We start from the raw sequence: 13,299 nt of genomic DNA, 5'->3' as shown, positions 1-13,299 counted from the left end.
GACGCCCGGTCAGCGACCCGCGAGCCAGCCCACCAGGTCGTAGACGGCACCGCAGTAGGGGTCGTGGTCGTCCTTCCGCATGCGTTCCAACTCCCCCTGCAGAAGGACCGGAAGTGCGGCGTGCACTGCCGTCACGCCGACGACCACGAAGCCGTCTTCGTCGCGAAGGGGAAGGTCAACACCGAATGGCGGAGCGTCCTCTGACGCAGGGGTGTCCAGGTAAAGGCGGCACGTCGCCTGGTCAAGAAGCAAGAACCCACGCAGGCGCAGTTCCGCGGGCTCGCCCAACTCCGCGGAGACGGAGAAGGCTACGGCTGCCGCATGCAGCGCATCCGGCACCTGGAACCGCGGCTGGGCGACGAAGGCACGGACAGCGTCGGAAGCGTCGATCACCGGAATCCCGAAGGAGTCGCGTGGCGCCTCCTCGACCTCGCGCCCGGAGCAGTCGGCCAATACGCCGCGCAGGGCGGCCGCAAGGTCCCCCGGGGGGATGTTTCCGCCGTACTGATCCGCGAGAGGCACGTCGAACGCGACGGAACTGCCCAGTTGCCGCCCGTCCCACAGCACGACGCGCCCGACGCCGCGTCGATCCGGGCACGTCACCACACCACGTACAAGCCTGACCTCCTCCCCGAACGCGAACGCCGTGACCCGACTCAACATTTCGCGCGCCAACTGCGCCTGCAAGCCGGAAAGGCCCGCGTCATCCCACATCATCGAATGCTCCGCCATTGGACCAATCTTTGATCAATCCCGTCTCTCCTTGGCCATCAACGAAGCCCGAGCGTTGGTTGGGTCCCGGGCCACCCGGGCCGCCCCCATACAGAGCCGGGGATGCAGCTGCTATGCAGAGCTGGACACCTCGGAAGCCGGCCGCGCATCCGAGCCTCGCTCGGCCGGCGCGGGCTCCTGACGGCCGGTGTCACCGTTCCCGAATGCGCCACCACCACCAGCGCCCCGCCGTCCACTCGCTCGCCCAACCCGGGTCCGGAAGAGTACGCCGCTCGAACTCGATGTCGATCCGCTCCACCAAGCGGCCCAGATCAGCTCGGGCTCCTCTCGGGAGGCGCCGCAGGGCCACTTCCAGGTCATCTCGGCCGTCTTCGATCTCGATGCCGGGACTCTCATAAGGGCCGGTCAGATATCGCCCCGGCTGCCTGAAAGCCCACTCGAACCGGCTGAGCGCATCGGCAACGGCGTCCGGCCACAGGTACCCGGCCTCAACGCGTCGCACTGCTGCCCGGGTTCTAGCGGATACACCTGGAATCCGACGGACCGGCACGTGCTTGCGTGGCCGCCACCGCTCAGCGCGGACGGCCTTCGGGCGCCTACGCGGCATCGCCCTTTCGGATCAGAACCATGCCGGCATTCTGCCACGGGCCGCGCCTTCGGATTCGGGGTTCTCGCCACCCGCTCCGTGATTCGCGACCACGTCAGCGCCCTTGGGCCTGTTTGTTGTGCACCCCTTCTCAGCCCGGCCAGGCATCGTCCACCACGAGCGAGACCACCGTCCCACCGAACCGACTGGGCCCGGCATGCCATGAGTCGGCGATCGAGTCAACCAGGAGGAGGCCGCGACCGTGGGCGTCGTTGGCGTCTGGACGCCGGAGACGCACGTTCGCGGGGAACCCCGGGTTGTGCACCTCGATCCGGAGTGAGGCACCGTCGCGGAACCACTCCACGCGCACCACCCAGTCGTCATCCGACCACCCGTAGACGATGGCGTTGGTCACCAGCTCCGAGATCATCAGCGCACAGTCCTCGATCGAGCAGGCCGGGTTGTACGGGGCGATGAACTTCTGGAACCAGCATCGGGCTCGTGACACGGACTCCGGGACCGGAGGCAGGCTCATGGCTCCGAGACGCGGTGAGTCCGGGCTGGGGTCGCGATCGATTTCGTAGGCCATCCGCGCTCACTCCTTGCCGGTGCCGTCGCAGTCGAGGCACCGTCGCTTCGATGTGGCACGAGCGCGGTCGCTGACGGCGGAGAGCGCGAGAAGTCGTGCGTGAACTGACGCCCTTCCAGCCGCGCACCCGACATCCTCGGCAAGCTAACCGCGCACCCTGGTCCGGCTGATGACTCGCCACGTCGTACCCCCTTCCGAGTAAGTGGCCTTAGCCACTTACTGGATAGTGGCATTAGCCACTTGCCCCGTGCAAGCGGTTCAGCAGAAGCCCCACCCCATCAGGCGAGGGGGTAGCCCTGCTCGAACGCCCAACGGTGCGGGGGATACGTGGCTTCGGCGAACTCCAACGGCCGGTCCTGGAGGTCGTAGACGACGTGATGCACGACCAACACAGCGGCTGCGGACTCCAGTCGGAGCGCTGCCGCCTCATCCTCGGTCGCACTCCGAGCACACATACGATCCTCGGCGTAACTCCCCTGTCGACCGGTCGCCTTCTCGACGTACATCAAGGTGCCCTCCTGGATCCGCTCGGGGTCCAGCAGCTTGGGCGCCCGCCGACCGACATCCGGTGCGAACCACGAGAAGGACAAGGTGATGGGCCCGTCCTGGTTGTTGGTGACGCGGCGGCGATGCACGGCCCGCCGGTCCTTCACCAGCCCCAAGGCCTCAGCGACATAGTCGGGCGCCTCCATCCAGCCGGCGGACGTGATCACCGCGTACTCGCCCGGCGTGTAGATCTTGCCGGTCTGCCGCGCACGCCCGTACAGCTCGCGGGCCCGCCGGTTGACCTCAAGGCTCCGGACGTATGTGCCCGATCCCTGGCGCTTCTCCACCAGACCTTGATGACTCAACGCCTCAAGCGATCGAGCGGCGGTCGGCCTGGATACGTTCCAGTCAGCGGCGAGTTGGCGTTCGGAGGGGACCTCGTCCCCCGCCCTCAGGTCACCCCGAAGGATCTGATCACGGATGAAGTGCGCGATCTGGAGATACTTCGGCTGAGCCTCCTCGATCTGCGGCATGCGGTCCCCTCCTGCTCCAAGTGGCTATGGCCTCCAGCCACTATAGGGTGAGTGGCCAGCACCCCGAGCTCGTAGTCTTGGGCGCATGACGCGCCTGATCGTCGCAGCAGGAGGAGGGGGCGACGCAGTCGCCGCCGCAATGCTTCACACCGCCCTGTACGGCGACGACGACCGGGCGGTGATCCTCACCTACGCCTGGGATCGCCTTCTGATCGACCCGGTACCCGGCCCCCGAGGCGCCGACGACTTCACGGGACTTGATCCCCTCACCCCCGCGGTCCGGGCAGTGCCGGCCGACGCCCGCCCCATCCCGCCGGCAGGCTCGACACTCCCCCGCCTGGCGGCAGAGCTCCCGCACACCTTCGCCTTGCTCGACCCACATCACGGGGCCGAGGGGGTAACCCGCCAACTGGAAGAACTGATCGACCACTTCGAGCCCGAGACCATCGACGTCCTGGACGTCGGCGGCGACATCTTGGCCCGCGGCGATGAGCCGACCCTGAAGAGCCCGCTAGCCGATGCCCTCACGCTGGCCGCCTGCTGCCAAGTTAACGCACCCATGCGCCTGTTGATCGCCGGCCCGGGCCTGGACGGCGAACTCCCCATCGACGACCTGCGCGGACTGCTCGTCCCGCTCATCCATACGTTCACCGCAGAGGACGTCTGGCCAGTCGCCTCGGTCCTGGAGTGGCACCCCTCCGAGGCCACCGGGATGCTCGCGGCGACGGCCCGAGGGGTGCGAGGCACGTGCGAAGTTCGGGACGCGGGACTCCCTGTACCCCTCACGGACGAGGGCCCGACGGTCCATCAGGTCGACCTGGACGAGGCGTTGGACCGGAACGAACTGGCCCGCGCGGTGATGGCCACAGAGACCCTGGCCGAGGTGGAGACCCTCAGCCGTGAACTCTGCGGCTACTCCGAGATCGACTACGAGCGCGAAAAGGCCGCGCGGCTCAAGGACCATCCGCCAACCGAGCTGAACGAGGAGACGGTCTTGGCAGCGCTGGACCAGTTCGAGACCGGCGCCCGGAGCCGCGGAGTCACCCACACGACGTTCCGCCACCTCACTGAGGCCCTGAGTCTCAGGGGCAGCCAGCGCCAAGACCTGCGCCAACTCCTAATCAACAACCGCCCCGAGCAGTACGCACCTCCGTTGTGGAGCGTCACGGCCACCAGTACCCAACACACACGCCTGACACCATGAGCGCCTACGCCAGCGACCCACATCTCAACGTCCAGGACCTCACCGGCAACGGCACAGGAGTCGACGTCGCCACCAACCTGCTGAACGGGCTGTTGCGATCGTTGCGGCAGGTCCTGACGCTGCGCCCAGCGCGGCAGCCAAGCCAGCATCCATAACGCTGACGGTGCCGTCCCGACATGCTCCACATGCGCCGAGGGAGCAGTTCAGTCGACCTTCTTCCATGTCCTGCACCCGTTGGTCGTGAACGCCTTGTCGTCAGCATCGATGGTGACGGTGGTTCTCCCTTTGGTTACCTCACTGGCAATGATGTCGTTCGATTCACCGGACGTACTGCTCAATCGCGCCCAATAGCAGTCCGTGATGAGTCCACCCTGCGGCCCCTCCGTACGGTATGTGCCAGGCTTGATGTCCTTACCGATCACGTACGTACCGTCTCCAGGAATCTCCCCGGGGCGCCGGCCCTTGGTGGTGTCGGGCTCTCCGACCGGCGAGTTCCCAGTGGCCGTGGATGTCGCCGTAACGGTCTTTGTCGCTTTCGGCGAAGTATCCGCTGAGTCGCCTGCTCCGGTGTATCCGGCCACGGCTCCCACTGTGAACCCCACCACGACGGCCGCCGCGTGCGTCAGGACGCCTTTACTCACCCTCCGCCACCGACGGGCAGGAGACTGGCCGCCCCGCCGCTCTTCTCGCTGCAGCGGACCTTCCGGAGGCCCTGATGGATCGCCGGGCTTCATGCCCCCAGCGTGCGCCCACCCAACGCCGTCCGCACCTCGTCGAGGCAGAACGGTGAGCCAGGCTCCGTTGGAGTCCGTCCCTTGCGAAGGCCAGTTCGATGGCACGGGCGGTTGGTGATGACGACGATCGTTTTCCCTGGGGTGTTCGCATGCTCGACAGCGAACGTGGAAGGTGACCAGGCCAACGCATGTAAGTGGGCCGGCTCACCCTTCAGCCGTCAGCGGTAGGCCGTGCCATCGACAATGATGCGCCGTGCACCCCCACCCACACAATTGGAAACCGAGTGCGACTCGTTGTGGTGGCCGGGCGAAACGGTTGAGGTGGCTCGCGCGAAGTTCCTCGATGATGTCGTCGCGGAACGCCTCGGCGTGGAGGGAAACCCGTGGGGCGATCTGGTCTGGGCCGACGTCATCGAGCCGACTTCAGACCACAACGCTTAAACCTCCGCACCACAACACCAGATAGGGCAGGGAGCAGCGGGGAATCATGGTGAGCAGCCCTGCCCGACGGCCAGGAGAGCCGCGCAAGTAGTCGCACGCACCCCTGATCGCCGGAGCCAGAGATGGACCCTTCCGGCACGGCCGCTGTTTTCTGGGCATGCCTTGCGATCAACTCCCCCTGGGACGCCTTCTCAGCCGCTCGCGCCCGGCAACGGCGTAATCCCTGCCCGCGTCCCGGCCTCCCCAGCCGTGCCCCCGGCGCTGCCAGGCGCAAGCCCGCACGTGCCGGACCTAGACGCCCCGTCACGTCCCGTAAGTTGTACGACCGCCTCGCCGTCGGTGTCCTTGCTGTAGGCGATCGTGCAGGTCAGCTGGCGTAGGGCGATGCTGTTGAGGCCCTTCACGGCTAGAGGCAGGCGGGCTGTGACCTTGCCGTCCGGGGAGACGTCGATCTCGACGGTTGGGCCGAGGCCGGCGGTTGGGAGGGCGGTGGTGAGGCCAGCGGCTTGGTCTTCGGGGCGGGGGCCGTGGAGTAGCGCCAGGATTACCTTCTCCGTGGGGATCGGGCCGGCCGCGGCGTCGTTGTTCTCGGCTCCGGAGCCGGACTCGGCGAGTCCGGGGCCGAACTCGGTCTCGGGCTCGGGTGTTCGGATCACGGGGGTCAGGCGTCCGTCGGGGGTGCGGAAGAAGAGCAGCATGTCGGTGTCGCGGTTGAAGAAGGCCTGGACGCTGGCGGGGCCGCCCGCCTCGATGACGTCGGTCTCCTGGATGCCGCAGCCGCCGAGCAGCGGTGCCGTCGCCGCGACGGGGATGGCCAAGGCCACCGCAAGTCGAAGTCTCCGTCCGAGCCTCCGCGCACGCCTTCTCCCCCGGCCCTCCTCCACACCAGGCGGTGTCTCGACGGCCACAGCCACGGCGGCGGCCGTCGTGTGTCGGCGGCTCCGCGCACGCCTCATCCCCCGGCCCCCTCCGAGTGAAGCGGTATCTCCACGGTGAAGACGGCACCGCCCTCTGGCAGGTTCCCGGCGCGGATCGTTCCGCCGTGCAGCTTCACGTTCTCCAGGGTGATCGCCAGGCCCAGGCCGCTGCCCGCCGAGCGGGTACGAGCCGCGTCGGCCTTGTAGAAGCGGTCGAAGATGTGCGGGAGCGATTCGGGGCGGATGCCCGGGCCGCTGTCCATGACCTCGACGATCAGCACCTGCGAGCCCCCGGAGCCGGCCGAGGCGATCGGTGCCAGCGTGAACGCTGAATCAGCCGAGGCGATCGGTGCCGGCACTGAATCAGCCGAAGCGATCGGCACCGGCATACCCGCAGAGCCAGCCGAAGCCAACGGCACCGCCATACCCGCAGAGCCAGCCGAAGCCAACGGCACCGGCGTACCCGCAGAGCCAGCCGAAGCCAACGGCACCGGCATACCCGCAGAGCCAGCCGAGGCCATCGGCGCGGGCGTGCCCGCAGAGCGTTCCTCCGTAGTCAGTGCCGGTGAGGCCGCGGGCCCTGCCTGCGGCGCCGGCACGGGCGTACCCGCCGGCCCCGCCTCCCTCGACGTGTCCCCGCACCGCACCCCCGTCCGCAACCGCACCGTCACCGGTGCGCTCCCATGCCGCAGCGCGTTGCCCACCAGGTTGGCGATCACGACGTCGAAGCGGCGGAGGTCGAGGCGGGCTCGGATGCCGTCCGGGAGGTCCGTGCAGACGCGAGCGTCGGTCCAGTGGCGGTTGTGGAGGGTTTTGCGGATGGCCTCCGCGACGTCGACCTCGTCGGCGTTCAGTTCGGCCGCGCGGGCGTCGAAGCGGGAGATTTCCATCAAGTCCTCGACCAACACCGCGAGCTTTCCTGTCTCGGCGCTGACCAGGCGGACCGCTCGGGCGGTGTCGGCGTCCAAGGCGTCCGCGTCCTCGTCCAGGACCTCGGTGACGGCGAGCATTCCGGCTAGCGGGGTGCGTAGTTCGTGTGAGACGTCGGAGGCGAAGCGGCGGGCTCGGGCTTCCGCCTCGCGCAGTTCCCGGACCGAACGCTCCAGTTGGGCCGCCGACTCGTTGAACGTGTGGGCCAGATCCGCGAGTTCGTCGCTGCCTCGTACTGGAATGCGAGTGTCCAGTCTGCCGCTGCCCATGCTCCGGGCCGCCTCGCGCAGCTCCCGCACCGGGCGCAGCACGCTACGGGCGGCGATCAGGCCGGGAATCAGGGCGATGACGAGGCCGGGCAGGGCGCCGTCGCGGGCGGCCATGAGGAGGGCGTCGACGTTGATCTGTTCGTCCGTCATGGGCATTACGGCGTAGAGGACGAGTCCGCTGGGCAGCAGGCTGTACGGGCCTGTCTTGAAGACGGTCGGCATGGCGATGGTCAGGTAGGGGACGCCGTCCTTGACCACTCGCTCGAAGCTGCCGTGAGGGTTGGCCCGCGCGGCGCGGCGCAGTTCGGGTGTGATGACGGTGGAGACGGGGTTCTCGCCCGAGGAGGCGCGGACCGAGCCGTACTCGGCGAACACCACCCACGGGTGCGGCTTGCCCTTGCGGGCGATGTCGCGCAGGACCTCCTCCAGACCGCCGCCCTCCTCCCGCACCGGCAGCCCGAAGCCCGTCTGCTGCACCTGCTCGCGGAACGACGTGACCGCCGTGTCCTGCGCGGTCTCCAGCAGCGCGTTGCGCGCCTCGCGGTACGTCAGCGCGGCCGTCGTACCGGCGCTTACGGCGGCGACCAGCAGGAAGGCCAGCAAAAGTCTCGTGCGCAGGCCGAACGCCCTGACCCGCCGCGATCGCTGAGGGCCCGTGGCCATGGTCACAGCGGACCGAAGCGGTAGCCGAAGCCCCGCAGTGTCTGGACGTAGCGGGGTCTGCCGATCTCGTTCTCGATCTTGCCGCGCAGACGGGCGACGCACGCGTCGACCAGCCGGGCGTCGGCGTGGTAGCTGTGCTCCCAGACGTGTTCCAGCAGTTGCTGCCTGCTGAACACCTGCTCGGGGGCGGCGGACAGGTGCAGCAGGAGCTTGAGCTCCGAGGGGGCGAGGGCCAGGGGGCGGCCGGCCTTGGCGACGGTCAGGCCGACCCGGTCGATGGTGAGTTCGCCGTAGACCTCGATGGCGGGGCGGCCCTGGCCGCCGTCGTCCAGGCGGCGCAGCACGGCCCGGATCCGGGCCTCGATCACCTCGGTGCGGGCGGGCTTGACGATGTAGTCGTCGGCACCGGCCTCCAGGCCGATGACCACGTCGAAGTCGTCGCCGCGCGCGGTGAGCATGATGATCGGCAGCTGGCTGCGCTCGCGGACCTGGCGGCAGACCTGTACGCCGTTCATGCCGGGCAGCATCAGGTCCAGCAGCAGCAGATCGGGGCGGAACTCGGCCATCGCGGCGAGGCCGGCCTCGCCGGTCGCGGCCGCCCGTACGTCGTGGCCGCGGCGGCGCAGACCGAGTTCGACCCCCTCGCGTACGGAAGGGTCGTCCTCGATGAGGAGCACGCGGGGCATCTGCGGTTCTCCCTCGGTGGTGGTCAGGGCCGGGGCCGGGGCCGGGTCCGTCGTGGTCAGGTCCGGTCCGGGTCCGTCGTGGTCAGGTCGGAGTCCGAGGCCGGGTCCGTCGTGGTCAGGTCCGGTCCGGGTCCGTCGTGGTCAGGTCGGAGTCCGAGGCCGGGTCCGTCGTGGTCAGGTCCGGGTCCGGGTCAGTCTTTTGCGGATGCCGGCGAGCAGCGCTTCGAGTTCGGCCAGTCGTAGGGGTCGGGCCAGCAGGGCGAACGGGAGGACGACTGCGGCCGCTCCGGCAACCGTGGAGACCATCGCCCCCGCCCGTGCGGTTCCCAGGACCGCGAAGTGGGCCAGTGCCGTGGCGGGGACGGCGGCCAACAGCAGCCGTACGTGTGCTCCGGCAGCCGACGAGCGCAGCGGGCGGGCGACGGCGAGTCTGCGGCTCAGCACCCGCGCGGTCAGTGCCCAGCCCGCGCACAGGGCCAATGAGTACGCCGCCGCCATGCCCGTCACGGCCCAGCGCGCCGGGAGCAGTTGTGCGGCGGCCAGGGACAGTCCCGCGTTGAGGGCGACGATCACGAGGTTGAGCAGGAACGGCGTACGGGTGTCGGAGAGTGCGTAGAAGGCGCGGGACAGGACGTACTGGCCGGACAGGGCGATCAGTCCCGGCGCGAAGGCCATCAGGATCCCGGCCATGGCGGCCGTGTCGGCGGCGCTGGTCCTGCCGTATCCGAAGACGAGGGCCATCACCGGCTGGGCCAGGGCGAACAGCGCGCAGGCGGCGGGTACGACGGCGGAGGCGCAGACCCGCAGGGCGTGCGAGACGTCGCGCCGCACCGCGGCCGTGTCACCGTCGGCCGCGGCCGCGCTCATCCTCGGCATCAGCGCGGTCACCACGGAGACCGTGATGATGCCGTGCGGTACGACCCACAGGACATAGGCGTTGTTGTACGCGCCGTATCCGGGGCCGCCGTCCAGGCCCGCGGTCGTGGCCAGCCGGGTGGTGACCCAGTAGGCGGCCTGGTTGGCCAGGACCAGCAGCACCAGCCAGCCGGCCGAGCGCAGGGGGCGGGTCAGTCCGCTGCCGCGCCAGTCGAAGCGGGGCCGCCAGCGGAAACGGGCCGCGCGCAGCGCCGGGACGAGGGCGAGGGCCTGGACCGCGATACCGGCGGTCGTGCCCCAGCCGAGCACGGCGGTCTCGGTCGCGGTGAGCAGGCCCCCGCCGTCCCCGCCACCCCCGCCGGGCCCACCGTCCCCGCCTCCCATGGCCATCGCCAGGTACAGGCCGAAGACCGTCATGACGACGACGTTGTTCAGGACCGGCGCCCACATCATCGCGCCGAACCGGCCGCGGGCGTTGAGCACCTGCCCCAGCAGCGTGAACAGTCCGAGGAAGAAGATCTGGGGCAGGCAGTAGCGGGCGAACGCCGTCGTCATCGCCGCCTGCCCGCCCGTGTAGTCGGTGTACACGTCGATGATCGCGGGCGCCGCCCATACCGCCGTCGCGGTGATCGCCAGCAGCGCGACGACGCAGACGGTGACGAGCCGGTCGGTGTACGCGGCGCCCCCGTCCTCGTGCTCCTTGGCGGCCTTGACCAGCTCGGGCACGAAGACGGCGTTCAACGCCCCGCCGAGGAGCAGGACGTAGACGATGGTGGGCAGGGCGTTGCCGACGGCGTAGCCGTCGGGGATCGGACCGATGGTGCCGATCGCTGCCGCGACGACGGCGGAGCGGGCGAATCCGGTCGCGCGGGAGACGAGGGAGCCTGCGGCCATGACGGCACTGCCGCGGGCGGTGGAGGTCTTCGTTTCCGTACCCGCCCGCATCGTGGTCTGCTTCATCGGCGGTTCAGGTACGCCTGAAAGGCGCGGTAAAGCGTGTGGTTGGCGCTGCCGCCCAAGGGTCTCTCCCATTCCCCCAACGTCTCGACGACCTGTCCCCCGGTGCCGAGCTTCCACCGCAGCAGTCCGTACGTACGTTCCTCAGGATCGAGAGTGGAGGGTACCCCGCGCATGTCGTAGACGTCGGCGCCGAGGGCGTGGGCGTCCTGCAGCATCCGCCACTGCAGGGCGTTGGAGGGCCGGACCTCGCGGCGGTGGTCGGCCGAGGCGCCGGTCTGGTACCAGACGCGGCGGCCCACCGTGATCATCGTGTGGGCGGCGAGGATCTCCCCTCGGTGCCGGGCGAGGTACAGCTTCATCCGGCCCGGTTCCTCGGCGTTGAGGGCCGCGTACTGACGCTCGTAGTAGGCGAGCGAGCGGCCGAGCCGGAAGCCGTCGCGTCGCTCCGTTACGCCCAACAGCCGGTAGAAGTCCGGGAGTTCGGCCGCGCTGCCCACCACCACCTCCACGCCCTCTTTCTGGGCCCGGCGGACGTTGCGTCGCCACTCCTGGTTGAGCGCGGACCACAGGTCCTCGGTGGTGCGTCCGGCGAGCGGCACATGGAAGACGTGCCGGGGCTGAGCGTCCGCGTCCCCGCCTCCGCCCCTGCCTTCTGTGGTCCCGTCACCGCCGCAGCGGCGCCAGCCCCGCGCCCGCAGCCGTTCGGCGACGGCGGTGCCGAGCGGGTCGACCTCGCTGGCGAGGACGTCGCCGAGCCGTCGGCCGGGGCGGGTGAGCGGCTTGAGCAGGGCGGCGTCCCAGCGGCGGTAGGCGGGCGACGGGCCGATGCGCACGGCGAAGGCGCCCGCGCGGCGCAGGTGTTCCAGCAGCGGGTCGAGCCAGCCGTCGATGTGGGGGTCGTTCCAGGCGGCGACGGGTCCTTCGGGCAGGTAGGCGAAGTACTTGCGGGTGCCGGGGAACTGGCGCAGCAGAACGAGGGCCACGCCGGTCAGTGCGCCGGCCTCCGGATCGGGCCCCCAGCCGAGGAGTTGGGCACGCCAGCCCTCCTTGACGTCGGCCCAGGACGGGCACTGGAGGAATCCGGCGCCGAGCGCGGCGCCGTCGGGGGACGCGAGGAAGGCGCGGTAGGTGTCCGCGGAGATGGTGCGCAGGGCGAAGCCCCGGTGCCCTGGTCGGCACACGCGGCTGGGCGGAACGAGCAGCGCTGACACGGTCTGAGCCTCTCCTTCTCCCCGGGCTGTCGCGGGGACACAAAGGAGGCTCACAGCGGTCCATGACCGCTCCGTCCGGCGAATGTGACGGGACCATGACCGTTCCTCACCAGTCGCCGTCATATAGCTCCGTAGCCGCTGACCTCGGGTTTTCCGGCTCTACAGTCACGACATCGCCGACTCTTCCACTCGTTCGCTTCCTCCCGGAGGTCTCGTTGTCGCGCACCCGTGCATTTGCCCAAGCCCGTGTCCGGGCCGTCGTCGTGGCCACCGCCACGGCCTCCTTGCTGACGCCGCTCGCCGCCTGTTCGTCGGGGGGCTCCCCCAGCGCCCCGGGCAGCAAGGTGAAGCCGGGCGCCGACGACCGTCCTGTCACGGTCACCGTCACGCCCAGGGGAGATCGGGTCCCGGCGGGCGAGCCCGTGAAGGTCACGGCCGCGGGCGGCAGACTCACCTCGGTGACCGTCACCGACGGCGAGGGCCACCGGCTCGCCGGAAAGGTAGCCGCCGACGGCCGTTCGTGGGTGTCCAGCCGCAAGGCCGTACCCGGCGCCGCGTATTCGGTGACTGCGGCGACCCGGAGCGAGGGCGGCACTGCCAAGAGCACCAAGGCCACCTTCACCACCGCTCCCGCAGACAAGGTCAACAAGGTCGACTGGCGGCCGGGCTCCGGCACCACCGTCGGCGTCGCGCAGCCGATCTCCCTGGTCTTCGACAATCCGGTGAAGAACCGGGCCGCGGTCGAGAAGCAGCTCAGGATCACCACCTCGAACGACACCGAGGGCTCCTGGGGCTGGATACGCGACTACTCGGGCCGGGACCGGGTGGACTGGCGGCCCAAGGCGTACTGGAAGCCGGGTACCAAGGTCACGCTGAACGCCGAGCTGAACGGCACCGATTCGGGCACGGCCGGCGGCTGGTTCGTACGCGACTACACGACCACCTTCACCATCGGCGCCCGGCAGGTCGTCAAGGTCGACCTCGACAGCCACCGGCTCACCCTCGAACGCGACGGCGAGACGGTCCGGCGCATACCGGTCTCCGGCGGCACGCCCGGCGGCGACAAGCGCTCCTGGCACGGAACCGCCGTGCTCATGGCCAAGGAGGGCACGATCAACATGAACTCCGAGACGGTGGGCCTGGGCGACGCCTACGACAAGATGGTCGACTACTCGATGCGGCTGACCTGGTCGGGGATGTACGCGCACGCCGCCCCGTGGAACGCCCGCTACTTCGGCAATTCCAACCAGAGTTCCGGGTGCATAGGGATGAGCACCGCGAACGCGGCCTGGTTCTACGGGCAGGTGCGGCCGGGCGACCCGTTCGAGATCACCGGCAAGGACACCAAGGACGCGGTCGCGCCCGGCAACGGCTTCGGCGCGTGGAACCTCTCGTGGGCCGAGTGGCAGCAGAAGAGCGCGTTGCGCTGAGAAGCTCCCGGCTGCGGTCCGGGGACTGCGACGCCGCTGCCGGTTCCGGCCC

At 69.6% G+C, this 13,299-nt stretch carries 12 protein-coding genes; 3 read left to right on the top strand and 9 right to left on the bottom strand.

Annotated elements, in window-relative coordinates:
• Positions 1-9: 9 nt before the first annotated feature.
• From POF73_RS22235 to POF73_RS22225, 3 genes are all read right to left on the bottom strand, one after another.
• Complete coding sequence (locus POF73_RS22235; RefSeq protein WP_272118128.1) at positions 10-732, bottom strand: hypothetical protein; 723 nt, start codon at positions 730-732, stop codon at positions 10-12.
• Between the two features lie 737 nt (positions 733-1,469).
• A complete protein-coding gene (locus tag POF73_RS22230) occupies positions 1,470-1,907 on the bottom strand; it encodes an ATP-binding protein (protein WP_272118126.1) in 438 nt (145 codons plus the stop codon).
• A gap of 278 nt (positions 1,908-2,185) precedes the next feature.
• Positions 2,186-2,926, bottom strand: a complete 741-nt coding sequence (locus POF73_RS22225; RefSeq protein WP_272118124.1) for a GntR family transcriptional regulator — start codon at positions 2,924-2,926, stop codon at positions 2,186-2,188.
• Positions 2,927-3,011: 85 nt separating this feature from the next.
• Here POF73_RS22225 and POF73_RS22220 point away from each other — a divergent pair, with 85 nt between their 5' ends.
• Together POF73_RS22220 and POF73_RS22215 are read left to right on the top strand one after the other, a co-directional pair.
• Entirely contained in the window at positions 3,012-4,130 is a 1,119-nt protein-coding gene (locus POF73_RS22220) for a DUF1152 domain-containing protein (protein WP_272118122.1), read from the top strand.
• The gene (locus POF73_RS22215; RefSeq protein ID WP_272118120.1) at positions 4,127-4,285 is read left to right on the top strand and encodes a hypothetical protein; all 159 of its coding nucleotides are present in this window, start codon (positions 4,127-4,129) and stop codon (positions 4,283-4,285) included. Before POF73_RS22220 ends, POF73_RS22215 begins: the two co-directional genes overlap by 4 nt.
• A 48-nt stretch (positions 4,286-4,333) precedes the next feature.
• Here the strand turns inward: POF73_RS22215 and POF73_RS22210 are convergent, their stop codons facing one another.
• The 6 genes from POF73_RS22210 to POF73_RS22185 all read right to left on the bottom strand — a co-directional run bounded on the left by POF73_RS22210 (position 4,334) and on the right by POF73_RS22185 (position 11,817).
• On the bottom strand, positions 4,334-4,711 hold the full coding sequence (locus tag POF73_RS22210) for a hypothetical protein (RefSeq protein WP_272118118.1): 378 nt from the start codon (positions 4,709-4,711) through the stop codon (positions 4,334-4,336).
• Positions 4,712-5,496: 785 nt separating this feature from the next.
• Positions 5,497-6,129: a hypothetical protein gene (locus POF73_RS22205; RefSeq protein ID WP_272118116.1), complete on the bottom strand. Its 633-nt coding sequence runs from the start codon at positions 6,127-6,129 to the stop codon at positions 5,497-5,499.
• 128 nt (positions 6,130-6,257) lie between these two features.
• Complete coding sequence (locus POF73_RS22200; protein WP_272118114.1) at positions 6,258-8,084, bottom strand: ATP-binding protein; 1,827 nt, start codon at positions 8,082-8,084, stop codon at positions 6,258-6,260.
• 2 nt (positions 8,085-8,086) lie between these two features.
• Positions 8,087-8,770, bottom strand: coding sequence for a response regulator transcription factor (locus tag POF73_RS22195; protein ID WP_272118112.1), 684 nt, complete (start codon positions 8,768-8,770; stop codon positions 8,087-8,089).
• A gap of 174 nt (positions 8,771-8,944) precedes the next feature.
• Positions 8,945-10,606, bottom strand: coding sequence for a murein biosynthesis integral membrane protein MurJ (gene murJ, locus POF73_RS22190; protein WP_443049591.1), 1,662 nt, complete (start codon positions 10,604-10,606; stop codon positions 8,945-8,947).
• Positions 10,603-11,817 (bottom strand): lipid II:glycine glycyltransferase FemX, encoded by a 1,215-nt coding sequence (locus tag POF73_RS22185; RefSeq protein WP_443049590.1) that lies wholly within the window; start codon positions 11,815-11,817, stop codon positions 10,603-10,605. Before POF73_RS22185 ends, murJ begins: the two co-directional genes overlap by 4 nt.
• 215 nt (positions 11,818-12,032) lie before the next feature.
• On the opposite strand from POF73_RS22185, the gene POF73_RS22180 reads away from it, so the two are divergent.
• Positions 12,033-13,247 carry a L,D-transpeptidase gene (locus POF73_RS22180; RefSeq protein WP_272118110.1) on the top strand — a complete coding sequence of 405 codons (1,215 nt, stop codon included), beginning with the start codon at positions 12,033-12,035 and terminating at the stop codon, positions 13,245-13,247.
• The last annotated feature ends 52 nt before the right edge of the window (positions 13,248-13,299 follow it).

The sequence above is a fragment of the Streptomyces sp. HD genome (assembly GCF_028369295.1).
Taxonomy (GTDB): Bacteria; Actinomycetota; Actinomycetes; order Streptomycetales; family Streptomycetaceae; genus Streptomyces.
This window is presented reverse-complemented; position numbering and strand designations above follow the sequence as displayed.

Bases quoted from the DNA above. Each gene is read 5' to 3' on its own strand.
- POF73_RS22235 (WP_272118128.1), bottom strand. From the start codon at position 732: ATGGCGGAGCATTCGATGATGTGGGATGACGCGGGCCTTTCCGGCTTG.
- POF73_RS22230 (WP_272118126.1), bottom strand. From the start codon at position 1,907: ATGGCCTACGAAATCGATCGCGACCCCAGCCCGGACTCACCGCGTCTC.
- POF73_RS22225 (WP_272118124.1), bottom strand. From the start codon at position 2,926: ATGCCGCAGATCGAGGAGGCTCAGCCGAAGTATCTCCAGATCGCGCAC.
- POF73_RS22220 (WP_272118122.1), top strand. From the start codon at position 3,012: ATGACGCGCCTGATCGTCGCAGCAGGAGGAGGGGGCGACGCAGTCGCC.
- POF73_RS22215 (WP_272118120.1), top strand. From the start codon at position 4,127: ATGAGCGCCTACGCCAGCGACCCACATCTCAACGTCCAGGACCTCACC.
- POF73_RS22200 (WP_272118114.1), bottom strand. From the start codon at position 8,084: ATGGCCACGGGCCCTCAGCGATCGCGGCGGGTCAGGGCGTTCGGCCTG.
- POF73_RS22195 (WP_272118112.1), bottom strand. From the start codon at position 8,770: ATGCCCCGCGTGCTCCTCATCGAGGACGACCCTTCCGTACGCGAGGGG.
- murJ (WP_443049591.1), bottom strand. From the start codon at position 10,606: ATGAAGCAGACCACGATGCGGGCGGGTACGGAAACGAAGACCTCCACC.